This window comes from Oleiagrimonas citrea (genome assembly GCF_012395255.1).
Classification (GTDB): Bacteria; Pseudomonadota; Gammaproteobacteria; order Xanthomonadales; family Rhodanobacteraceae; genus Oleiagrimonas; species Oleiagrimonas citrea.
Window position 1 is genome coordinate 182,742 of record NZ_JAAZQD010000002.1, and the last position, 21,998, is coordinate 204,739.

The following is a 21,998-nucleotide window of genomic DNA, read 5'->3' on the forward strand; positions in this document are numbered from 1 at the left end:
CACATCGAAGCCCAATCTGTTTGACCCAGATCGGGAAAGGCATCGACCAAGCACTGTCACCCATGGAACGTTGCGACTTGAGTAACGCACATCATCAGTGCGGCATCCCGCTAGCGGCTTATCGCTGTGGAGCAGTACAGCTGTTATCTTTCGCGATCTAATGACATTCGCATCAGCACGCAGGACTCTACGAGCAATGAACTCACCAAAGTGGGAGCCCAGCCAGGACCGCATCGACCGCGCGAACATGAATCGCTTTGTGCGATTCGTACGCGAGCAGACCGGCAACGACGACATCCAGCGCTACGGTCCGTTGTACGATTTCTCGATCCGTTCGCCCGAGAAGTTCTGGCCTCTGGTGTGGGAGTTCTGCGGCATCCGCGCCAGCGGACAGTACGAACCCGTGCTGGAGCATCCCGAACAGATGCCCGGGGCACGCTTCTACCCCAACGTGAAGCTGAACTTCGCGCAGAACCTGCTGCGGTTCCGTGACGACAAGCCGGCGCTGATCTTCCGCAACGAGTGGGGCCATCAGCGCGAATACAGCTACGCCGAACTGCATACGGAAGTCGCGCGCATGGCGCATGCGCTGAAGCAGGTTGGCGTCGGCGTCGGCGATCGCGTGGCCGGCTTTCTGCCCAACATGCCCGAAACCGTGATCGCGATGCTGGCGACCACCTCACTGGGCGCGGTGTGGTCGTCGTGTTCGCCGGACTTCGGCATCAACGGCGTGGTCGACCGTTTCGGCCAGATCGAACCGAAGGTGCTGTTCTGCGCGGACGCCTACCCCTACGGCGGCAAGACGTTCGGCTGTCTGGACAAAGTTCGCGGCGTGCTCGACAAGATCGACTCGATCCAGAAGCTGGTCGTGATTCCCTACAGCGACGCCTCGCTGGAGCTGGACGGCCTGCGCGACGCCGTGTCCTGGCCCGATTTCGCCGGCACGGACGAACACACGCTGGAATTCGTGCCCACCGAGTTCAACCATCCGCTGTACGTGATGTATTCCTCCGGCACCACCGGCGTGCCCAAATGCATCGTGCACGGCGTCGGCGGCACGCTGCTGCAGCATCTCAAGGAGCTGGTCCTGCATACGGACCTCAAACGCGAGGACCGCATCTTCTACTACACCACATGTGGTTGGATGATGTGGAACTGGCTAGTGTCCAGCCTGGCCGTCGGTGCAGCCGTCGTACTCTACGACGGGTCCCCGTCCCACCCCGACGGCAACGCCCTATGGGACCTGTCCGACGAGGTCGGCATCAGCATCTTCGGCACCAGTGCGAAATGGATCGCTGCCATCGAGAAGGCCGGCGTGAAACCGCGCGAGACGCACAAGTTGACCGCGCTCAAGACGATTCTTTCCACCGGTTCCCCGCTGGCGCCGGAGAGCTTCGACTACGTCTACCGCGACGTGAAGGAGCGCGTGCTGCTGGCCTCCATCTCCGGCGGCACCGATATCGTCTCCTGCTTCGCGCTGGGCAACCCGCTGCTGCCCGTCTACCGCGGCGAACTGCAATGCCGCGGCTTGGGCATGGCCGTGGAGGCGCTCGACGAAGACGGCCAACCCGTGCGCGGCGAACCCGGCGAACTTTCCTGTCTGAAGCCTTTCCCGTCGATGCCAATCTGTTTCTGGAACGACCCGGACGGCAAAAAGTACCGTAAGGCCTATTTCGACAAGTTTCCGAATGTGTGGAGTCACGGCGACTATGTCGAGATCACCGAACACAACGGTGTGATCATCTACGGCCGGTCCGACGCCACGCTCAACCCGGGCGGCGTGCGCATCGGCACCGCCGAGATCTATCGCCAGGTCGAGCAAGTCGAAGAGGTTCTCGACTGCGTTGCCATCGGTCAGAAATGGGAAGACGACGAGCGCGTCATCCTGTTCGTGCGGCTGCGCGAAGGCATCACGCTCGACGATGCCCTGCGCGACCGGATCCGTAAACGGATCCGCGCCAACACCACGCCGCGTCATGTCCCAGCGAGGGTTATCCAGGTTCAGGACATCCCGCGTACGATTTCCGGTAAGGTCACTGAGCTCGCCATCCGTGCGACAATTCACGGAGAACCCGTTAAGAACACTGAAGCCTTAGCCAACCCTAGGGCTTTGGAAGAGTATGCGCGACTCCGCGCTGAACTCGAGGACTGAATTCGAGCCCGGAATCGAAGGCCGCAAGGATTACGCCCATGAAACTCATCATCCAGATACCATGCCTGAACGAGGCAGAGACTCTGGCCATCGCCTTGGCTGACCTACCACGCGAGGTAGATGGCTTCGATACCGTTGAATGGCTGATCATCGATGATGGATCAACCGATGACACTTCCCGCATCGCGCGTGAGAATGGCGTCCACCATATTGTCCGCCACCCGGTGAACCGGGGACTTGCCGTCGGCTTCATGACAGGGATCGAAACCTGCCTGAAGCTGGGTGCTGACGTGATCGTCAACACTGACGCGGACAATCAGTACTGCGGTGCTGACGTGGGCAAGCTAACCGCACCCGTGCTGGCCCACGAAGCCGACATTGTCATTGGCGCCCGCCCCATCGACCAGACTGAGCATTTTTCCTGGATCAAGAAGAAACTCCAGCGTCTGGGCAGTTGGGCGGTGCGGATTGCCAGCAAGACCGACGTCGTGGATGCGCCTAGCGGCTTCCGCGCCATATCTCGTGAGGCTGCACTGCGATTGAATGTGTTCAGCGCGTACACCTATACCCTCGAGACCATCATCCAGGCCGGGCAGAGCAATTTGCGCATCGCCTCGGTGCCCGTACGCACCAATGCTGATTTACGTCCTTCGCGGCTGGTCAAGAATATTCCAACCTACGTGAAGCGCTCGCTCCTGACCATTTTGCGAGTGTTCGTGATCTACAGGCCGCTGGCCTTCTTCATCTACACAGGATTGGTATTCCTGCTGACGGGTGTGGGCATTGGCAGTCGCTTCATCTACTACTACATCGCCTCGGGTGGCGAGGGTCACGTCCAGTCGCTGATCCTGGCATCGCTGTGCATCACGCTGGGCGTGCTCTCCTTCATGATGGGACTGATGGCTGACCTCATCGCGACCAACCGGAAACTGCTCGAGAAAATCAGCCTCGGCATCAAACAGGACCGAGACGAGCGATGAGTCCAACAACAGCCACGAGACCCGGCTATCTTGCGACGTTCACAAATCTGGATTCGTACAAAAAAGCGACCTTGATCGCACTTGTCGTGTCGATCCTATATTTCTGCTGGTACTACTTTGTCCTGTGCAATCTTCCGTTTATCGGCACGCCGACCTTTCGCATTGACTACATCGCCGCTTCCCTTTCACGCGGCGACAGCTTGCTGAACGCAGTCACGGACTCACGACCGGTCAACCGGATACTTTCTTTTTTCCAGACCCGATTCGCGATCGCGGTTCTTCACGGCGACACCAGTTACGGGCTCTATCTGACCCAGTACCTGGCAGTATTTGTCTACTTTTTCTGTGTCGCTTCGACGATCAACTACCTGTTCAAGGCGAACCTTGGCGTACTCGCACTGGTGGCCGGATTCGGCGTCTTCGCGATGTCGCCCGAGGTTATCAGCAGCATCTACAAACTTGAGACCATAGTCGGCTCACGCTCGATGCTTTTCGGCGGATTATCCTTGCTTGTCTTGATGCGGTGGGACAGGGACCGCAAGCACATCCAGGCAGCCGGGTTCTTCTTCCTATACGCGCTATCGATCTTTTCCAAGGAGGACTTTGCGCTACCGCCTCTGTTACTGCTTGGGTGGATGCTCGTCCGGAACGGCAACATCCTCGATCAGGTCCGCACGTACAAGTACATGCTGATATCGGCCGGCGCAGTGCTGCTCTTTTTCCTGATCTACAACGAATGGCTGATCAAGGGCCATGCCTTCATCGATCCGGTGAACGTGCATGGATCGCCATACTTCATGTCCCTCTCGCCCTCCAGCCTTTTCCGGGTCGCCAAGCGATACATCGTGGGCTTCGACGATACCCTGGCGGCGATATTCATCGTTTATGTGCTGGCGGCCGTCGCGTTATTCATATCTGGCAAGCATCGCCGAGAAAACATTCTCGTTGCCTTGATCATCGGCGGGCTCATGGCGCCGTATCTGATCATGCCAAACCACGTCTTTGACTATTACGCGACCAAGTGGATTGCCTGGCAGATCATGCTTGTTCCGGTCGCGATCAAGTTGATTTGCCCACAGCGAACCATCGCCACCGCGCTAACGGCCGGCCTTGCCGCCGCTGCATTTTCCCTCACGATACTCGGCATCATGCAACACCGCGCGTACCAGTATTACCAGAGCGCCTACCTTCGCACGCACTTCAATATCTCAAGAAACATGAAGGAAACGCTAGAGAGGAATCGCCTGGCGCTGAACGCCTACGACACTGTCGCCATTACTGGCATTGCCCGCAAGGATATAGGCTACACACCCTGGCAAAACAACGGTGAATTTTCCTCGTACCTGACGCGCAACCTGGGCCTGGACTCCAACTGGATTCTTTATGTGCCATCGGCATCGCCCAGCGTTCATTCAAGCAAAGATTCCGCGGGTGAATCTACGCGCAAGATGACCGGGAAAGTCCAGGTTGAGTCGCTTGCCCGGTTGAACGCGCGCACAGATCTTCCAGTATTGGCATTCAACAAGGACGGCACAGGCCGCTTGCTCCCTCCCGGATCACCGCACTGAACCAAAGAAGCCTCGCATGCCATCGAAGCTATTTCTCCACATGCCCAAATGCGCTGGTTCCAGCGTAAAGAAGATGCTGCTTGAGTGCGCGGGCGATCGAGTGGTGATAGACAACGACACCCTATTTGCCCTGCCGCCCGCGGACCGGAACACGGTGATAGAAGCTGCTGCGGAACAGCCAGCCCTCCCACCCCCGGGGAAGATCGTCTACGGACACTTCTACCCGGTCAAATACCTGGGCGGCGGTATGAAACCCGCCTCGGCGGGAGATGATTTCCGCATGGTCACCATACTTCGAGACCCCCTGGAACGGATGGTTTCGCACTATCGATTCTGGCAAACACACGAACACCCGGAAAACCATGTCTGGTCGCTCATGCATGCGGGGGCATGGTCCTTCGAAACATTTGCGCTGGGCGCACCGATGCAGAATTTCTATGCGCAATACCTGACCCGGATCAGTCTTGAGCAATTCACTTATATTGGAATCCTGGAGAATTTCCCTGTATCGGTTGAAAAGTGCATGCGCGTGATGGGCGTCTCGCACGAGTCATGCGAGATACCGGTCGAGAACAGGACCCGGAACGGGATTGCTTATCCGTCGTTCAACGACGACTTCATCGACCGGTTCGTAAAGCATCACGCTGAAGATTACGCCATTTATCTGCACGCGGTCCGCACTTATCACTCGATGCACATGTTGCCGCCGTATCTCGCCAGACGGCTAAGCAACTAACAAGACTGGCCGGTCAGCCGCTTATCCGTGTGCCCCCCAGATGCATGACGTCGAGCTGCGTCGGCAAGCTGATGCCAACCGCCGCACGCTCGGGTAGCTGGGCATCGAAATAGACACACCACCCCGCTCCAGCACGAATACACGCCTGCATGTCGCTCACCATGTCCCCGAATGATCGAGTGGGACAAATCGATGCATGTTTGCCGGCTGCCTGCAGCAAGATGCCCGCCTCTGGGCGCTTGCGGCACGAGCAACGCATCAAGTACGAACCCATGCCTTCTTCTGGGTGATGTGGGCAATCATAGACTGCATCGACATGTGCCCGTGTTCGGCAAACCGGGCACGCACCCAGTCCATGTTGGATGCAAAGTCCTTCTCACTGTACAAGCCGCGGGCTATGCCGACTTGGTTTGTCACAAGACCATCAGGAACCCCAGTGAAGGTGCACGGCTGCACAAGTCGAATATTCCAGGGATAAACCGTGTCCGATGCGCTAAACAGCCATAGCCGTGATCGACATTGACCACACCGGCGCGATCCAGGAACAGCGCGGGACGCCGGGATGCCTCATGTCTAGTTCCGAGCAGCGAAGGTTTCCTGCACCCGCTGGTAGCCTTTCGGCATGCCGATGTCGATGAATTGCGAGGTATCCGTGAATGCGGCCACCGGCTCCTTCAGGACATTCGGCACGAGAACGTCATGCTCCAGGGAAAACCCTTCACCGATGGAAAAGGACGCAAGCAGTGCCCAATGCAGGCAACACACGCCCACGTTGATGCCCCCCGGCCGAGCCGCCTTCTCCAGAGCCCTGTGACGCGTCCACCCTGCACCTCCACGGCACCGTAACGCCCGCACTATGTCCGTGTGGAGACAAAGTACTGGGCCCAGCGATATTTAGACCAGAATGCCAATTGCACCGCGGATGCATCTTTACCGTTCTTGCCGAAGAGCGCCATAACCTCTTCTTCCAGATAAGGATTCCGGGCCTTTCCTTGCAGATCCACTTCGAGACCTGCTGCACGCATGCGTGTGGCAACCTCGTGTGCGATCGGTAACTCACGATGCGTCTTATCATCCCTGAAGTTCGAAATCATGATGTCCACGCCTCTTGCCACAAGCTCGTCCCGCGACGGCATGCCCAAGGACTCGTCGCTCGGCCATTCCACGTACAACCGCCCTCCCGGACTGAGCCGTTCGGCCGACCATGAGATGAACTCCAGGGGGTCGCGGATGTGCTCGATGAAATGCGAGCTGAAAATCGCATCGAACTTCATACCGCCAAAATCGGGCCTAACTTTCTCCCAATTTCCGATCTCGTATCCCTCGTAGGCATCGAAATTGGCTCCCTTCTCGAGCGAAAAGGCATACATGCGCAAATCCTCACGAACAGGTTGCGGCCAACTCTTGAAGATCGGCAGCGAACCGTCGCCCGCTCCCACATCGAGCACTCTGGAGGCGTGACGCAAGGTCTTAAGGAAGATCACCCGTGGGTGAAAAAGCTGCGCAAGCTCCAGGCAGCGTCCCTCTGAAAGGTGCGCTTCTCTCTCCCGAGCGAACCAATCGACAATTTCATCGACTTTTGCAGCATCCGGTTCGACCGCACGATCTTCCTTCCATGAAAAAATCATTGCAATTCGCCTCAAGGTAGAGTGGCTATGTTACGTATCCGTGGCCGAGCGAACTGGAGGGCAGCAACCTTCCAGCACTCTCCTTCCCCTTCTACTGCAGGATGTAATTGCGCGCCTCCCGCACATCGGTGATGAATGCTGTTTGCAGATTGCTGTTCGTCTGCTGCGGACCAAGAAGCAAAGGTACACCGACGCCAGCCGACGATGCAGCTTCGATGTCGGAAACCTTGTCACCGATCAATATCGAAGCAGGCAAATCGAGACCATGCTCGCGCTGAGCCCTCAGCAGCATGCCCGGCGCGGGTTTTCTGCATTCGCAAATTCGCCGATATGCTCCCGTGCCCGCGGTGGGATGATGCGGGCAATAATAGACCGCATCCAACGCCGCACCGCGCGCTTCCATCTCGCGCTCAACCCACGCCATATACGTCTTGAACTGCGCCTCGGTGTAGTAACCGCGGGCGATTCCCGCCTGATTGGTCACCACAATGACCAGATAGTCCCTGGCCCTGGCGTCACGAATCACCTCGAAGATGCCATCGATGAAGTCGGTCCGCTCCGGTGTCCAGACATACCCGTGATCGACATTGATCACACCGTCGCGATCCAGGAAAAGAGCGCGCCGGTGCATCGTCACGGAGCACCGCCGGAAATGGGAAGGACCGAAGCTGCGCGCGCGTAGTCCTCCGGAACACCAATGTCGATGAACCCTTCCGTGCGGGTATACGCGCCGACGTCGCCCCGGACTACCGCCGGCTCAAGCACATCTTTCTCGAAGGAGAATCGCTTCTCCCCGGGAAATGCATCGAGCATGCGACGGGTAAGGCGGTACACGCCCGCATTGATGTAGCCCGGACCGGACTGACCCTTCTCCACGAACCCCGCGACGTGCGCATCCTGAACACGCACGGCGCCATAACGGGCCGTATCGTCCACATGCGCCAGCGCCATCGCGAGCGGCGCTCGGTCATCTTCGCTTTGCGCGTCGAACGCTCGATAGTCGATGCCCAGCCAGGTGTCGCCGTTCAAGACAAAAAAGCTGTCACCCTCGATCAGATTGACTGCCAGAGCGATCGCCCCTCCGGTACCCAGTGGCTCGGTCTCGCGCGAATACGCCAGCGCAGCGCCAGCCCATGTCGTACCGAGCTCACGCTCCACCACGTCACCGAGGTATCCGGTGGCAAGCACGATGCGACGCATCCCCTGGGCCACCAATGCGTCCAGAAGCCACGCGACGAAAGGACGACCATCGATGGGCGCCAGCGGCTTGGGCACGTCCTGCACCACGCTCCGCAAACGGGTACCCAGCCCGCCGGCGAGGACCAGTGCCTCGTCAGTCCCTGTCATGCCCGAACATGTCCTTTTCGATCAATGCGCAGATCATGTGACCGAGAAGTTCATGCCCCTCCTGGATTTTCGGCGTCGAGTCCGAAGGCATACGAAAGCATTCGTCGCAATGCTCGAGCATGTTCCCGCCACCGGCGCCGGTGAATCCGACCACCGTGATGCCCCGTTCTTTCGCGGCGTGGATGGCGCGGAGGATATTTGCCGAGTTTCCCGAGGTGGAGATCGCGAAAAAGACATCACCCTCGCAACCCAGCGCCTCGACCTGCCGCGCGAAGACGTAGTCGTAACCGTAGTCGTTGCCGATCGCGGTCAGGATGCTGCTATCGGTTGTCAGCGCGATGCCGGGCAAGCCCGGGCGATCGAAGTAGAACCGGCTCACCAGTTCTCCCGCCCAGTGCTGCGCGTCAGCTGCACTTCCGCCATTACCGGCGAAAAGGATCTTCTTTTCAGCCCGGAGAGCACGTGTGCACAAACCCACCACCGCTTCAATCTGTCTGTGCAGCGCGTTGTCTTCGCTCAGCTTGCGCACAAGGTCGAGACTGCTGGACAGCTCCTGGCGGATGAATTGGGTCATTTTGTCTGCCATGACATGGCCCCTCTGTGGGAAAAATGGAACTCCATGACTCGACCGGATTCACCCGAAAGTGCTCGAATCAGACCCAGGCGATTCTCCGGCGTGCACATGAACATCATGAACCCGCCGCCACCTGCGCCCGATACCTTGGTGGCTAACGCGCCGTAATCGCGCGCCAGCACCTCGATACGGTCGATCAAGGGATTGGTGATGCTGGCTGCCATGCCTTTCTTGGCTTCCCAGCCAGCCTGCAGTGTGCGCGCAAAGGCGTCGAGGTTTCCACGAAGCAAGGCTTCCTTCATGGCCGTCGCTTCGCGCTTCAGGCGATGCATGCTGTCGATGGACGCCATCTTGCGGGAGGCGACGTTCTTGGATTGCTCGTCGATGATCGCCGCCGAGGAACGCGACACCCCCGTGAAGTACAGCACCAGCGAAGCCTCGAGCTCGGCCCACACCCACTCCTTGATCCGCAGTGGGTTCACGATCACCCGATCGTCCTTGTGGAACTCCATGAAATTGAAACCACCGAAGGCGGCGGCGTACTGATCCTGCTTGCCACCCGCCAGCGCAAGGTCATTGCGCTCGATCGCGTAGGCCAAATGCGCTACTTCATATTCTCCCAACGGCAGAGAGAAATACTCCACGAAGGCCTGCACCAGCGCCACGACCATCGTCGACGACGATCCCAGTCCGGAACCGGGCGGCGCGTCGGAAAAGGTCTTCAGTCGCAGGGAAGGATATGCGCCGTCCAGATAATCGCGCGAAATACGATTGTAGACGCCCTTAAGCAACTGCAGGCGGCCACCAACCGGTACTGCTGCACCACTGGCATGCGTTTCCTGCGCGTCGTGGTCGACAGCCTCGAATTCGACCGATCGACCGTCGCCTTCCTCCAACGAGGCGTAGGCGTATTTGTCGATGGTCGCATTCATCACCTGACCACCGAAGTCGTCGCAGTAAGGCGCGACGTCGGTACCGCCGCCGGCCAGACCAAGACGCAAGGGTGCGCGTGCACGTACGATCAAACCGATGTCTCCCGGTTGGGCCAGCAGGCCGTCAGCAACGACGTGCGCATGGCCATGGGCGAGAAGTGTTTCTCCGCGAATTCAGCGCCTGCGTCGGAAACCGCGCGCCAGGCATCGTCATCCTCGAGCAAGCGATGCACGGCGTCAGCCAGTGCGCCGGCATCGTCGCTGACCGTCACGATCTCGTCGAGACGATCCAGACCCTGTGCACCGACTTCCGTCGTGACCAACGGCAGGCCTTGCTGCAGTGCCTCGACGACCTTGGACTTGACCCCGGCGCCGTAACGCAAGGGTACGACCGCCACGCGCGATGTGCGGTAGAAGCGCTGCAGTTCATCATCCTCGACGAACCCGGTCACGACCACTCGCGCCTCGGCCAGCGCCTTGACCTTGGCGGTCGGATTCGAGCCGACAAGATACAGTTTGGTTTCGGGGTGGCGCGCCCACACCGTCGGCATGATGGATTCGACCAGCCAGATCGCCGCATCTTCGTTCGGCGGATGTGCGAACCCAGCAACGAACAGTACGTCGGTCCGACCAGTCGGCCCCGCCACATCGCTGCGCCCGAACGTGGTGTAGGCATAAGGCGGCACGACGGCGGCATGTGCCTCGGGTTCGAGTTCGCGGACCCGAACAACCTCTTCCGTAGACGGATACAGCACGGCATCCATGACGCGCCAGAGACTTCGTTCGACGGACTCCATGCGTGCGGCAGAGGCCTTCAAGCCGGCATCGTCATCAATCTCGGCCTGCCGCTGCATGCGTTCGAAATGCAGATCGTGCCCGTAATAGACCACACGCGCACGCGAATGCCGACGAACCTCTTCCACGTGCGATTGCGCGACATCTGGACGGCTCAGCAGGACGCAGTCGATTTCATCTCCGTGCTCGGACATGTACGCCTCAAACGAGGAAACTGAGGGATGGCTGTATAGCACCTCCACCCCCATATTCTGCAGGCGTGGCGTGTAGACCGGATCGAAATAGAGATTGGCCGGCCAGAACTTCACGGCAAGACCGCTGGCCTGCAGTTGCTCGATGAACGCGACCATGGTGCGGGAACCGGCGTCGCGGTCCGGCTGGGGAACATAGTGATCCACGACCAGCACGACACCGCGTCTCTGCGATCGCTCGCGCGCCAGGAAGGGCGACTGCGCATTGGCCAGATGTTCGGCCGCCAGCACTGCATTCCAGCGTTCACGGAACGTCTCGAGATTGCGCACCTGGTACGCCTTGATGCCACTCGAGGTGTCGGTGCCGTTCGACACGCCCTCATGATGCACCACCGTCGAAAACGGGGTGTAGTAGACCCGCTTGCCGGACGCTCGCACCTTGAAGGCAAGATCGGAATCCTCGTTGTAGGCAGGCGCATAGCAAGGTTCGAACTGACCCAGCGCGAGGAAGTCCTCTCGCAGAATCAGCAGCGACGCACCGGAACAGTAGTCGGTCTCGCGCACGTAGTTGAACGCCGGCGCGGACGGATCCTGGCCTCGACCGTAGTTCCAGCCGCTGCCGTCTTGCCAGATGATGCCACCGGCTTCCTGCAACGTCCCGTCCGCATAGATCAACTTCGAGCCGACCATGCCGCAGTCCTCGTAACGCCCGAAAACATCCAGCATCGCGTCGAGCCAACCCGGCGTGACTTCCGTATCGTTGTTCAAATAATAGAGGTACCTGCCTCGCGCCAGCGTGGATGCACGGTTGCACGAGCGCACGAACCCGAGATTTTCGGGATTAACCTCATAGCGGAGTCCGGGAACCTCGCGCAGACGGTGGATCTGGGTATCTCCCGATGCATCCTCCATCACCAGCACTTCGATCGAGCAGCGAGGCAGGTGCTTCATGATTGAGTGCAGGCAAGCCACGGTGTAGTCCAATCGACCGTACGTCGGAATGATGACGCTGACCTCAGGACTGGATACCGGCGCGAAAGCCAGCTCGGTCAACATCACATCAACGTGCCGCGGCTCGCGCTCGCGCAATTGCGCAGGTTGCACCTCGGATCCGACGCGGCGCATGAGCCAGCGTCTTGCCGGTGCCCGGAGCTTTGCACTTAACGGGTGACGCGCCAGCGCCGAACCCCGGAGTCCGTCCAGCACCCCCTTCCAGTCGCGACGCATAAGACGCATGAAGAACCGTACCGGTCGGGTCCATCGCCACGAGCGCGAATCGGTGATCTGCTGCAACTGTTCCGAAAGGAACTCGATTCGAGCGCCCTTCTCTGCAAGCCTGCGCTGCGCGTCCTCACGCAAAGTTTCGACTTGATGCTCCAGCGCCTGCTGGTTTTTCGCACGCTGTTCGATTTCAGCCTGAAGCGTCGTTATCCGGCGCGCCTGATCATCGAGTTCACCTTGCAGCGATTGCACCCAGCGCGAACGCTCGTCGAGTTCGCCATCCAGCGATTGCGCCCAGCGCGTACGCTCGTCGGCCAAGGCCGCGAAAGCCGCGCGATCCGTTGCGGCCTCTTCGCATGCAGCCATCGCCAGATACTGCAGATTCGATGTGTCTTCCAGCAAGGCGATGTCGTAGATCTCTCTGCACGGGAGGGGAAGACTGGCGACGATTTCACCGCGCGACCGCGACCACACGACGATACGCGCAGCATCCACTTCACCCGGATCGGCGTTGCGCGAGGCGCTGATGCCCACATAGACAAGATCCCCAGCCACCAGCAGGCCCCGGGGATATCCGCCGCACCTCCAGGTTTCCTTGAGGGAATGCCCGTGATAGCAACGCACTTCGCCTGCCTCGGAATTGCACACGAGGAGCTCGTCGCCACATGGCGTCAGCGAATGCGGTTGCGACAGACCGGACAGGAAGAGCTCGCCAGTATCCAGATCGCGCACCTCACCGGCGCCCTGCGTGCGCCCCTTGTAGCCACGATGCGTCGCAAAATCGCCGAATAGCGAAGCCAGTAGCCTGCCCTGATATCGACATACGGAATTGACGTGGCGCGAATCGGGTTCGCCCTCAAGCATCCATGCATGACGGCGCTGCAAATGTTCATCCAAATCGAGAACCGCATTCTGCTGCGTGCATACAGCGAGAAATCCATCCCGGTCACGTCGCAGATCGTGCAGATCCAGCGGCTCGTCGGCCAGTTCGACAACGCGGAAACCGGCATCCTCGTACAGTCCGAGGCGACGGGCACCGTCCGCCTGCAGCGAACGCATGAGCAAACGCCCGTGAATCAGCAGACCGGTGCTATCGGCGGATGTCAGTCGCCATGCCTTCCCTGCGTGGACGGCGAAAAGACCACCATCATTCGGACATGAAACCAGCAGGGTATGCTGGAAAGGGCTCACCGCGCCTCTCCCACATCCGCTTCGGCAGCCACCTCGACCTGCAATCTCATGTCGGCCAAACCGCTGGCGTGCCTGGGTTCGCCGATCACGGTGAAAACGATGGCATCGATGCGTCGATCCAGCGCGACAATCTCGCCCGCCTCGTCGAAACGGGATACCCCAACGCTGAGGAAATACTGCCCTGGGAGCAAAGTGTTGACCATGTCGAACTCGGCCATCACAACGGCTTTCGCATCGAACTGATGCACGCTTCCGTCACACGTGAACGTGTTTGCGCTGTATACACTGATCCCATCCCGAGTACGAACCTGCACACCGAAGATCAGTTTTTCGGCGGCATCGCGGAATCGGTAGCGCGCCTGCAGTGCGAAGCGTTCCCCGGCATGGAGCACCGGCGAACCCTGATCCACGCCTTTGAAAGCGAAATCGATGAGTTGTGCGCTGCCATCGCCGACTCGAACCTCGTCGCGGTTATATCCCGGTCGCACCGCAAACGTGTCGTTCGAGCCGCGCGGGATGGTCGTGCTCTCGTCCACGTCTTCCGCTTCGAGAGAGGTGGATGATGAAACCTCGTCCTCGGCTTCGTTCGGTTTCGTCGTGTGCGTGCCGAAGACACTTTGCAGGTAGGCCGCCACCGCAGGTTTGGCCTCGCCGTCGTAGATCATCCGCCCGTGATCAAGCACCACGCCCCGATCGCACAGACGCAGCAACACATCGATCGAGTGTGTCACGAAGAGCAAGGTGCAACCACGTTCGCGCAACTTGGCGATACGGCGAAAGCATTTGCGCTGGAAATAGACGTCGCCGACTGCGAGCGCTTCATCCACGATCAGAATCTCGGGATCGCAGAAGGCCGCGACTGCAAAGGCTAGGCGCACGTACATGCCGCTCGAGTAGGTCTTGACCGGTTGATCGATGTATTCGCCGATCTCCGCGAATTCGACGATCTCCTCGAACCGCGCACGGAGCTCGTTCTCTGCGATACCGTAGATGAGTCCGCTCAGGAACACATTTTCCCGGCCGGTGAACTCCGGATTGAACCCTGCGCCAAGCTCAAGCAAGGCAGCCACGCGCCCCGATGCCTTCACTTCGCCGGTGGTGGGATGAAGGGTGCCGCACACCAGCTGCAGAAAGGTCGACTTACCTGAACCATTCCGTCCCAGAATGCCGACAGCCTCGCCGCGACGCACCTCGAGCGACAGGTCCTGCAAGGCCCAAAACTCCCTAAAGTAAGCTTTCGGCGTCGCTTTCGTAAGCCGCTGCAGACGCGGCATGATCATCTGCTTGAGTCGATCCTTCGGGCGTTCGTAGATTTCGTAGCGCTTGCCGAGCCCACGGACGCTGATGGCCAGTTCGTCAGAGGACATCTGCAAACCCCTTGCGTGCTTTTTCGAACCACACGAACGTCACCCACGCGAACAGGCAGCCAAGGACAAGATAGATGCCCAGTTCGAGCCAGTCCGGCTGTGTACCCCAGACCAAGACGGCGCGTGATTCGCGCACGATCAGAGTCAGCGGATTGAGATAGATGAAAATGCGAAAGCGCACCGGAATCAGGGACAGCGGATAGAAGACCGGCGCCAGAAACATCATCACCATGGTGACGATCGCAATGGCCTGCTTGAGGTCGCGCAGGAAGACACCGAGCGCAGACAACAGCCAGACCGAACCGACGACGAACGGAACGAAGGCCAGCACCACCAGCGGGAAGAGCACGGCGGTGGCGGGAACACTGCCGCTCGCGGCCCACTCGAACACCAGCAGCACCAAGGTCGAGATGCCCAGATGGAACAACGCCGCACCGAGCGCGCTCCAGCCAAGCGTTTCCAGAGGGAAAACCACGCGCTTGACGAAGTTGGTGTTCTCGATGATCAGCGTCGGCGCATGATTGGCGCATTCCGCGAAAAAGGCGTTGATGTTCAGACCCGCGAACAGCACGACGGCGAATTCGAAATGGCTCGTAACCTGGCTATTCCAGCGCGACTTGAAGATGACACCGAATACGAATGTGTATACGGCAAGCATCAACAGCGGATTGAAGAACGACCAGAACAGGCCCATGAACGAGCCGCGATAGCGGCCGATCACGTCACGCCAGCTGAGCTGCATGACAAGTCGGAAATGACGCCGTAGAGCGATATAGGGTGCCGCGGGATTCGCTAACTGATATTTGGTGGTCATGTTCACTGCAATCGGATCACGGGCGTGGCCAACAAAGGGCCGTCAACGCACGTTGCAAGAGGAAATCGGTTTGCCATCGACGCGCCTCAAGCCAGCGCGTCGTTCAGTTCCGCCCTCAGGTCCTCGATATCTTCCACGCCTACCGACAGGCGAATGAGCGTGTCGCTGATGCCCAGACGCTTGCGATTCGCGGCAGGCACGGATGCATGCGTCATGATGGCCGGATGCTCGATCAGACTCTCCACACCACCCAACGACTCGGCCAGAGCGAACAGATGACACCGTTCCAGCACGCGCTTGGCTTTGCGCAAGCCGCCCTTGACCTCGATGCTGACGATGCCACCGAAGCCGTCCATCTGGCGTTTTGCCAATGCATGTTGCGGATGGCTCTTTAATCCCGGATAAATCACCCGTTCGACCTGCGGATGCTTCTCCAGCCATTTCGCCAGATCCAGTGCGCTTTCGCAGTGCTGGCGCATGCGCAGATGCAGGGTCTTCAGGCCGCGCATGGCGAGGAAGGCATCGAATGGGCCGGCGATGGCGCCGACCGAGTTCTGCAGGAAGCCCATCTGCTCGGCCAACTCGTCGCTGCCGGCCACGACCACGCCGCCGACGATGTCCGAGTGGCCGTTCAGGTATTTGGTCGCCGAATGCAGCACAAGGTCCGCGCCGTATTCCAGCGGTCGCTGCACCATCGGCGAGCAGAAGGTGTTGTCTACGACCAGGATCAGCCCGTGCTTCTGCGCAAAGGCGGCCACCTTCTTCAGATCGACCAGTTTGAGCATGGGATTGGTCGGCGTTTCCGCCCAGATCATCCGCGTCTCAGGCTTGAGCGCCGCCTTCAGCGCCTTGGTGTCGTTGAGATCGACGAAACTGAAATCCAGGCCCGCCGAACGTCGACGCACCCGCTCGAACAACCGATAGGTGCCGCCGTACAGGTCATCCATCGCGATCACATGGCTGCCCGAATCGAGCAGGTCCAGCACGGTGGACGCCGCCGCCAGTCCCGAACCGAAGGCGAAACCGGCAACGCCGCCTTCCAGATCGGCCACACAGCGCTCGTAGGCCATGCGCGTGGGGTTCTGCGAACGCGAATATTCGAAGCCCTTGTGCTTGCCAGGACTCTCCTGGACATAGGTCGAGGTCGCATAAATCGGCGTCATGATCGCCCCCGTAGTCGGATCAGGCTCCTGACCGGCGTGGATGGCCCGGGTTCCAAGACCCTGTTTCAACGACATTTTCTTGCGATTCATGCGTACATCCTGTGCAATCGGCTTCGAACGGCAATTGCACATTATGACATGCGTCCGACGCACCTCGAAGTGCCCCGTCCGCAGCCGCGAACGGCGCGCGGGACGCATGCCCCACATCGCGCGGGAAAACAGAACTGCACCCGGAATTCCACGACAAAAACACCTTCATGGCCAACGTCGCCTCGGCCGTCCCCCAGGATCAGAGCAAGGGCTTCGCAAACCGCCTTGAACGCGGTTTTTCCCTGAAGAACTAGTCGGCGCTCTCCTCGTGCCGCGCCTTGCGCTCGCGCCGGATCGCCAGCCCCACGCCCAGCGCCGTGCCGAGCGCCAGCAGATACCAGGTGATGGCGTAGTTCAGGTGATGGTTGGGGAAATGGATCACCGTGAGACCGGCCACGGGCCACGGCCCCGCTCCCTCCCGGGCGGCGGCATCGATGAAGTACGGCGCAACCTGCGATTCGCTCAGCCCGCGCTTTGCGGTGATGGCGGCGACATCGCGCGAGTACCACTGGTCTTTTGTCGGCTGGTTCGGCCGCAGGAATCCGCCGCCCGGCTCGCTGAAACGCAGCAACCCGGTCAACGCGACTTCGCCTTGCGGCGGCGCGGCCTGCCGGTACGCCGGCGTATCCGGCATGTCGGCGGGAATATAGCCGCGGTTGACCCACACCACAAAGCCGCGATCCGTGCGCAGCGGCGCCATCACCCAGAACCCGTATCCCTTCTTGCTGGTGCCGTGCACCAGCGTCTGCGCGCCGGGAAGGTAATGGCCGTGCAGGCGGACGTGCAGATATTGCAGATGACCGGCGGCGATCCGGGACCACTGTCCCGGACCGGGCGCGTTCACCGGCGGCGCATCCACGCGCGTGTTCACGTCGTGGATGAGACCGAGTTTCCAGTGCAGACGCCGCACCTGCCAGTTGCCCAGCAGAATGAAGCCGATGAACGCGGCCAGCGCCAGCGTCGCCAGGGAAACGCGTTTGATGACGCCGCGCCGCGTCCGCCGCGGGAGCGATGCGGGGGGCGGCGTCGGGGTCACGATCCTTGCTTGTGGTGCATGTACTGCGGCGACATCGGCATCATGTTCGCATTCTCGTTGTACATGACCCAGATCGACGCGCCGAGCACGATCGCCACCAGCACACCGGTGAAGATCAGTGCCAGCATGTTCCAGCCGCTCTCCGAGCGCGTGTCCAGATGCAGGAAGAAGATCATGTGCACCAGGATCTGCACCGCAGCGAGCCCCAGCACGATCAGGATCGTCGCCTGACGGCTCTCGATCACGTGCCCCATCACCAGCCAGAACGGGATGATGGTCAGGATGGCCGCCAGCACGAAGCCGGTCAGGTAACCGCGCAGGCTGCCATGGTGCGCGTGCATGGCATCGTCATGCGCGTGTTCGGTATGGGACGAAGAATTCATCGCAACACTCCCACCAGGTAGACGTAGCTGAAGACGCCGACCCAGATCAGATCGAGGAAATGCCAGAACATGCTCAGGCACTGCAGACGGCGGATGTTGGCCTCGTGCAGGCCGTGCTTGCCGAGCTGCACCATGAGCACGATCAACCACAGGATACCGACGGTCACGTGCAGACCGTGCGTGCCCACCAGGATGAAGAACGAGGACAGAAACGCGCTGCGATCCGGTCCCGCGCCCTCGGCGATCATGGTCACGAACTCGTGGATCTCCAGCCCCACGAACGCAGCCGCCAGCAGGCCGGACACGGCCAGCCAGCCGAGCATCGCACGCTTGCGCTTGCGGGCCATCTCCAGCATCGCGAAGCCGAAGGTGACCGAAGAGATCAGCAGCAGCGCCGTGTTCACGGCCAAGCCGGTCAGATCGAACACGTCCGCCCCGGTCGGACCGGCGGCATAGCTGGTGCCGAGCACCGCGTTGCATGCGAAGAGCGCCGCGAAGATGAAGCAGTCGCTCATCAGGTAGATCCAGAACCCGAGCAGGGTTCCGTTGTGCCCGTGCGGCTCTTCGCGGCAGTAGAAATCCTGCGCGCTGGATTCAGTCGCGATGGTGTTCATGCGCGGGCCTCCTGCGGATCCGACGCCCAGTTGCCGCTGTGCTCGAAGCGATTCACTTCATCGGCGGACACGTGGTAGTCACGGTTGTAATTGAACGTGTGGAAGATGGCGTAGGCGATCAGCGCCACGAAGGACACCGCAGCCAGCCACCAGATGTACCAGACCATGGCGAAGCCGAATACGAAGCCCAGCGCCGACAGGACCACGCCAGTCGCCGTGCTCTTCGGCATGTGGATGTCGTTGAAGCCCTGCAGCGGACGCTGGTAGCCCGACTCCTTCATGTTCGTCCACGCGTCGCGCTCGTGCACCTTCGGCACAAAGGCAAAGTTGTACGGCGGCGGCGGCGACGAAGTCTGCCACTCGAGCGTGCGACCACCCCACGGATCGTGGCCCACCGCGTATTTCTCGCGGTTGCGGATGCTGACGTAGATCTGCATCACGAAGGACAGGATGCCGAGCAGGATCAGGAAGGCCCCGAACGCGGCGATGATGAACCACTTCTGCAGGCTCGGATCGGTGAAGTGGCTGAGGCGGCGCGTCACGCCCATCAGACCCAGGATGTACAGCGGACCGAAGGCGAACCAGAAGCCGATCTGCCAGAACCAGAAGCTGCACTTGCCCCAGAACGGATCGAGGCGGAAACCGAACGCCTTCGGGAACCAGTAGTTGATGCCGGCGAAGATGCCGAACACCACACCGCCGATGATCACGTTGTGGAAGTGCGCGATCAGGAACAGGCTGTTGTGCAGCAAGAAGTCGGCCGGAGCCACCGACAGCATCACGCCGGTCATGCCGCCAATGGTGAAGGTGAACAGGAAGCCCATCGTCCACAGCATCGGCACGTCGAAGCGCACGCGTCCGCGGTACATGGTGAACAGCCAGTTGAAGATCTTCGCGCCTGTTGGAATCGAGATCATCATCGTCGTCAACGAGAAGAACGAGTTGACGTCCGCACCCGAACCCATGGTGAAGAAGTGATGCAGCCACACCAGGTAGGACAGGATCATGATCGACACGGTCGCGTAGACCATCGACGAGTAGCCGAACAGGCGCTTGCCGGAGAACGTCGAGACGATTTCGGAGAACACGCCGAACAGCGGCAGGATCAGGATGTACACCTCCGGGTGGCCCCAGATCCAGATCAGATTGATGTACATCATCACGTTGCCGCCCATACCGGCCGTGAAGAAATGCGTGCCGATGTAGCGGTCCAGGGACAGCAGCAGCAGCGTGGCGGTCAGGATCGGGAACGTCACCACGATCAGGCCGCTGGTGCACAGCGTGGTCCAGGTGAACATCGGCATCTTCATCAGCGACATGCCCGGCGCGCGCATCTTCAGGATGGTCACGACGAAGTTGATGCCGGTGAGCAGCGTGCCGAGGCCTGATAGCTGCAGACCCCAGATGTAGTAGTCCACACCGGGCCCGGGACTCTGATGAAGCTCGGAGACCGGCGGATAGCCCAGCCAGCCCGCATGCGAGAAATCACCGATGAACAGCGAGACCATGAACAGCAGCACGCCGGACACGGTCAGCCAGAAACTGAAATTGTTCAGGAACGGGAACGCCACGTCACGGGCGCCGATCTGCATCGGCATGACGTAGTTCATCAGGCCAACGATGTACGCCATCGCCACGAAGAAGATCATGATCGCGCCGTGCGCGGTGAAGATCTGGTCGTAGTGGTGCGGCGGCAGATAGCCCATGTTGTCGCCGAAGGCGATGGCCTGCTGCGCGCGCATCATGATGGCGTCAGCGAAACCGCGGAACAGCATCACCGTGGCCAGGATCATGTACATGATGCCGAGCTTCTTGTGGTCGACGCTGGTGAACCACTCGGTCCACAGGTAGCCCCACTGGCGCTTCCAGGTGATGAAGCCCAGCAACGCTGCACCGCCGGTCGCCACCACGATGAACGTGACGACGACGATCATGTTGTGCAGCGGCAACGAGTCGAGCGACAGGCGGCCGAGCAGGAAATTCCAGAATTCGGAACGATTAGGCATGACTTGTATCTCGGAAATTCGGTTCAGTGCGCCGCTGCGTCATGCGCGGGCGCCTGCGACGAAGGTTCGGCGGTCATGGCGTCCGCGCCATGCCGAGCCCGCGGGGCATGCGCTTCCCCGGCGTCGATCGCCATCATCTGGCTCATGCACATCTGACCGGGTTCGACGCAACGATTGAGAATGCGGTCGTACAGGCCCGAGGCATACTGGGCATAGTAGTGCGCAGGCTCGTCGCGACTGGGCTTGTGCAGCTTCTCGTAGGCCGCGCGATCGAGGTCATGGCCACTGGCGCGCACCTTGGCCACCCACTGGTCGAAACCCTTGGCGCTGAGGCCATGGAAACGGAATCGCATGTCCGTGAAGCCGTGGCCGCTGTAGTTCGCGGAGAAGCCGTCGTAGTCACCCGGCTTGTTGATGACCGCGTTCAACACGGTCTGCATGCCTGGCATGGTGTAGATCTGCCCCGCCAGCGACGGCACGAAGAACGAGTCCATCATGTCGCTGGAGGTGAGCTTGAAGTGGATCGGGCGATCCACCGGCGCGGCCAGCTCGTTGACGGTGGCAATGCCGTACTGGGGGTAGATGAACAGCCACTTCCACTTCAGCGAGACCACCTCGACCTCGAGCGGCTTGGCTTTCACATGCGCCGAGCGGCCTTCCGCGATGCGCGTCAGCGGACGATACGGGTCGAGCTGGTGGGTGCCGATCCAGGTCATCGCGCCCAACGCCATGATGATGAGCAGCGGCGCCGCCCACACGATCAGCTCCAGATACGTGGAGTGATCCCACTCGGCGTCGTAGACGGCCTTCTTGTTGGACGCCCGATAACGCCAGGCGATCACGCCGACGGCGATGAGCACCGGCACGATGATGAGGGACATCAGGACCGCCGAGGCGATCATCAGGTCACTTTGCTGGCGCGCGACGTCGCCGGAGGGATCGAGCAGCACGAGATGGCAGCCTCCCAGCGCGAGCGCCGGGAACAGCCAAAACATGCCGCGGAGTCTTTTCACGGACATGGGACAAGTATGGGGGAGGGGACGACTTCCCAATGATAAGCCGTTTTGGCTTTTTTTCCGATTGGACAATTTGTCTCATGTTCGATCCGCGCCTGTGGGTGCATACTTATAGAGCGCGCGTGTCGAGACTTCCCCCTTGTCGTCTCCATCGCGCACCGTCATGCATCCCACGCCGGCCGCCGGCCGGCAAC

At 60.3% G+C, this 21,998-nt stretch carries 19 protein-coding genes; 5 read left to right on the forward strand and 14 right to left on the reverse strand.

The window, feature by feature from the left end:
- Positions 1 to 196: 196 nt before the first annotated feature.
- The 4 genes from HF690_RS04780 to HF690_RS04795 are packed head-to-tail and all read left to right on the forward strand — an operon-like array spanning position 197 to position 5,436.
- Positions 197 to 2,152: an acetoacetate--CoA ligase gene (locus HF690_RS04780; protein ID WP_168608643.1), complete on the forward strand. Its 1,956-nt coding sequence runs from the start codon at positions 197 to 199 to the stop codon at positions 2,150 to 2,152.
- A gap of 38 nt (positions 2,153 to 2,190) precedes the next feature.
- The gene (locus tag HF690_RS04785) at positions 2,191 to 3,132 is read left to right on the forward strand and encodes a glycosyltransferase family 2 protein (protein WP_168608644.1); all 942 of its coding nucleotides are present in this window, start codon (positions 2,191 to 2,193) and stop codon (positions 3,130 to 3,132) included.
- Positions 3,129 to 4,700 carry a hypothetical protein gene (locus HF690_RS04790; protein WP_168608645.1) on the forward strand — a complete coding sequence of 524 codons (1,572 nt, stop codon included), beginning with the start codon at positions 3,129 to 3,131 and terminating at the stop codon, positions 4,698 to 4,700. Before HF690_RS04785 ends, HF690_RS04790 begins: the two co-directional genes overlap by 4 nt.
- A gap of 16 nt (positions 4,701 to 4,716) precedes the next feature.
- Positions 4,717 to 5,436 (forward strand): sulfotransferase family 2 domain-containing protein, encoded by a 720-nt coding sequence (locus HF690_RS04795; protein WP_168608646.1) that lies wholly within the window; start codon positions 4,717 to 4,719, stop codon positions 5,434 to 5,436.
- An 854-nt stretch (positions 5,437 to 6,290) separates the two neighbouring features.
- Here the strand turns inward: HF690_RS04795 and HF690_RS04800 are convergent.
- The 6 genes from HF690_RS04800 to HF690_RS04825 all read right to left on the reverse strand — a co-directional run bounded on the left by HF690_RS04800 (position 6,291) and on the right by HF690_RS04825 (position 13,111).
- Entirely contained in the window at positions 6,291 to 7,064 is a 774-nt protein-coding gene (locus HF690_RS04800; RefSeq protein WP_168608647.1) for a class I SAM-dependent methyltransferase, read from the reverse strand.
- A 91-nt stretch (positions 7,065 to 7,155) separates the two neighbouring features.
- The gene (locus HF690_RS04805; RefSeq protein WP_168608648.1) at positions 7,156 to 7,695 is read right to left on the reverse strand and encodes a D-glycero-alpha-D-manno-heptose-1,7-bisphosphate 7-phosphatase; all 540 of its coding nucleotides are present in this window, start codon (positions 7,693 to 7,695) and stop codon (positions 7,156 to 7,158) included.
- 2 nt (positions 7,696 to 7,697) lie between these two features.
- On the reverse strand, positions 7,698 to 8,411 hold the full coding sequence (locus HF690_RS04810; protein WP_168608649.1) for a nucleotidyltransferase family protein: 714 nt from the start codon (positions 8,409 to 8,411) through the stop codon (positions 7,698 to 7,700).
- On the reverse strand, positions 8,398 to 8,997 hold the full coding sequence (locus HF690_RS04815; protein ID WP_275690253.1) for a D-sedoheptulose-7-phosphate isomerase: 600 nt from the start codon (positions 8,995 to 8,997) through the stop codon (positions 8,398 to 8,400). Before HF690_RS04815 ends, HF690_RS04810 begins: the two co-directional genes overlap by 14 nt.
- On the reverse strand, positions 8,982 to 9,986 hold the full coding sequence (locus HF690_RS04820) for a GHMP family kinase ATP-binding protein (RefSeq protein ID WP_240151590.1): 1,005 nt from the start codon (positions 9,984 to 9,986) through the stop codon (positions 8,982 to 8,984). The genes HF690_RS04815 and HF690_RS04820 overlap by 16 nt, the downstream gene beginning before the upstream one ends.
- A 20-nt stretch (positions 9,987 to 10,006) precedes the next feature.
- Entirely contained in the window at positions 10,007 to 13,111 is a 3,105-nt protein-coding gene (locus tag HF690_RS04825) for a glycosyltransferase (protein WP_240151643.1), read from the reverse strand.
- Between HF690_RS04825 and HF690_RS15075 the strand changes: the two genes are divergently transcribed.
- Positions 12,995 to 13,285, forward strand: a complete 291-nt coding sequence (locus HF690_RS15075) for a hypothetical protein (RefSeq protein WP_240151674.1) — start codon at positions 12,995 to 12,997, stop codon at positions 13,283 to 13,285. The genes HF690_RS04825 and HF690_RS15075 overlap by 117 nt on opposite strands.
- 26 nt (positions 13,286 to 13,311) lie before the next feature.
- On the opposite strand, the gene HF690_RS04830 is transcribed toward HF690_RS15075, so the two are convergent.
- From HF690_RS04830 to cyoA, 8 genes are all read right to left on the reverse strand, one after another.
- Positions 13,312 to 14,682: an ABC transporter ATP-binding protein gene (locus HF690_RS04830; protein WP_168608652.1), complete on the reverse strand. Its 1,371-nt coding sequence runs from the start codon at positions 14,680 to 14,682 to the stop codon at positions 13,312 to 13,314.
- Positions 14,672 to 15,496, reverse strand: a complete 825-nt coding sequence (locus tag HF690_RS04835) for an ABC transporter permease (protein WP_168608653.1) — start codon at positions 15,494 to 15,496, stop codon at positions 14,672 to 14,674. The genes HF690_RS04830 and HF690_RS04835 overlap by 11 nt, the downstream gene beginning before the upstream one ends.
- Positions 15,497 to 15,582: 86 nt before the next feature.
- Positions 15,583 to 16,749: a cystathionine gamma-synthase gene (locus HF690_RS04840; protein ID WP_168608654.1), complete on the reverse strand. Its 1,167-nt coding sequence runs from the start codon at positions 16,747 to 16,749 to the stop codon at positions 15,583 to 15,585.
- 250 nt (positions 16,750 to 16,999) lie between these two features.
- Entirely contained in the window at positions 17,000 to 17,785 is a 786-nt protein-coding gene (locus tag HF690_RS04845) for an SURF1 family protein (RefSeq protein ID WP_338042877.1), read from the reverse strand.
- Positions 17,782 to 18,168, reverse strand: coding sequence for a cytochrome o ubiquinol oxidase subunit IV (cyoD, locus tag HF690_RS04850; RefSeq protein WP_113064372.1), 387 nt, complete (start codon positions 18,166 to 18,168; stop codon positions 17,782 to 17,784). The genes HF690_RS04845 and cyoD overlap by 4 nt, the downstream gene beginning before the upstream one ends.
- Entirely contained in the window at positions 18,165 to 18,782 is a 618-nt protein-coding gene (cyoC, locus tag HF690_RS04855; RefSeq protein ID WP_113064371.1) for a cytochrome o ubiquinol oxidase subunit III, read from the reverse strand. Before cyoC ends, cyoD begins: the two co-directional genes overlap by 4 nt.
- Positions 18,779 to 20,788 carry a cytochrome o ubiquinol oxidase subunit I gene (cyoB, locus tag HF690_RS04860; protein ID WP_168608655.1) on the reverse strand — a complete coding sequence of 670 codons (2,010 nt, stop codon included), beginning with the start codon at positions 20,786 to 20,788 and terminating at the stop codon, positions 18,779 to 18,781. The genes cyoC and cyoB overlap by 4 nt, the downstream gene beginning before the upstream one ends.
- A gap of 23 nt (positions 20,789 to 20,811) precedes the next feature.
- On the reverse strand, positions 20,812 to 21,783 hold the full coding sequence (gene cyoA, locus HF690_RS04865; protein ID WP_168608656.1) for a ubiquinol oxidase subunit II: 972 nt from the start codon (positions 21,781 to 21,783) through the stop codon (positions 20,812 to 20,814).
- Between the last annotated feature and the right edge of the window lie 215 nt (positions 21,784 to 21,998).

Bases quoted from the DNA above. Each gene is read 5' to 3' on its own strand.
- HF690_RS04780 (WP_168608643.1), top strand. From the start codon at position 197: ATGAACTCACCAAAGTGGGAGCCCAGCCAGGACCGCATCGACCGCGCG.
- HF690_RS04785 (WP_168608644.1), top strand. From the start codon at position 2,191: ATGAAACTCATCATCCAGATACCATGCCTGAACGAGGCAGAGACTCTG.
- HF690_RS04790 (WP_168608645.1), top strand. From the start codon at position 3,129: ATGAGTCCAACAACAGCCACGAGACCCGGCTATCTTGCGACGTTCACA.
- HF690_RS04795 (WP_168608646.1), top strand. From the start codon at position 4,717: ATGCCATCGAAGCTATTTCTCCACATGCCCAAATGCGCTGGTTCCAGC.
- HF690_RS04800 (WP_168608647.1), bottom strand. From the start codon at position 7,064: ATGATTTTTTCATGGAAGGAAGATCGTGCGGTCGAACCGGATGCTGCA.
- HF690_RS04805 (WP_168608648.1), bottom strand. From the start codon at position 7,695: ATGCACCGGCGCGCTCTTTTCCTGGATCGCGACGGTGTGATCAATGTC.
- HF690_RS04810 (WP_168608649.1), bottom strand. From the start codon at position 8,411: ATGACAGGGACTGACGAGGCACTGGTCCTCGCCGGCGGGCTGGGTACC.
- HF690_RS04815 (WP_275690253.1), bottom strand. From the start codon at position 8,997: ATGGCAGACAAAATGACCCAATTCATCCGCCAGGAGCTGTCCAGCAGT.
- HF690_RS15075 (WP_240151674.1), top strand. From the start codon at position 12,995: ATGACGGCGCTGCAAATGTTCATCCAAATCGAGAACCGCATTCTGCTG.
- HF690_RS04830 (WP_168608652.1), bottom strand. From the start codon at position 14,682: ATGTCCTCTGACGAACTGGCCATCAGCGTCCGTGGGCTCGGCAAGCGC.
- HF690_RS04835 (WP_168608653.1), bottom strand. From the start codon at position 15,496: ATGACCACCAAATATCAGTTAGCGAATCCCGCGGCACCCTATATCGCT.
- HF690_RS04840 (WP_168608654.1), bottom strand. From the start codon at position 16,749: ATGAATCGCAAGAAAATGTCGTTGAAACAGGGTCTTGGAACCCGGGCC.
- cyoD (WP_113064372.1), bottom strand. From the start codon at position 18,168: ATGAATTCTTCGTCCCATACCGAACACGCGCATGACGATGCCATGCAC.
- cyoC (WP_113064371.1), bottom strand. From the start codon at position 18,782: ATGAACACCATCGCGACTGAATCCAGCGCGCAGGATTTCTACTGCCGC.
- cyoB (WP_168608655.1), bottom strand. From the start codon at position 20,788: ATGCCTAATCGTTCCGAATTCTGGAATTTCCTGCTCGGCCGCCTGTCG.
- cyoA (WP_168608656.1), bottom strand. From the start codon at position 21,783: ATGTTTTGGCTGTTCCCGGCGCTCGCGCTGGGAGGCTGCCATCTCGTG.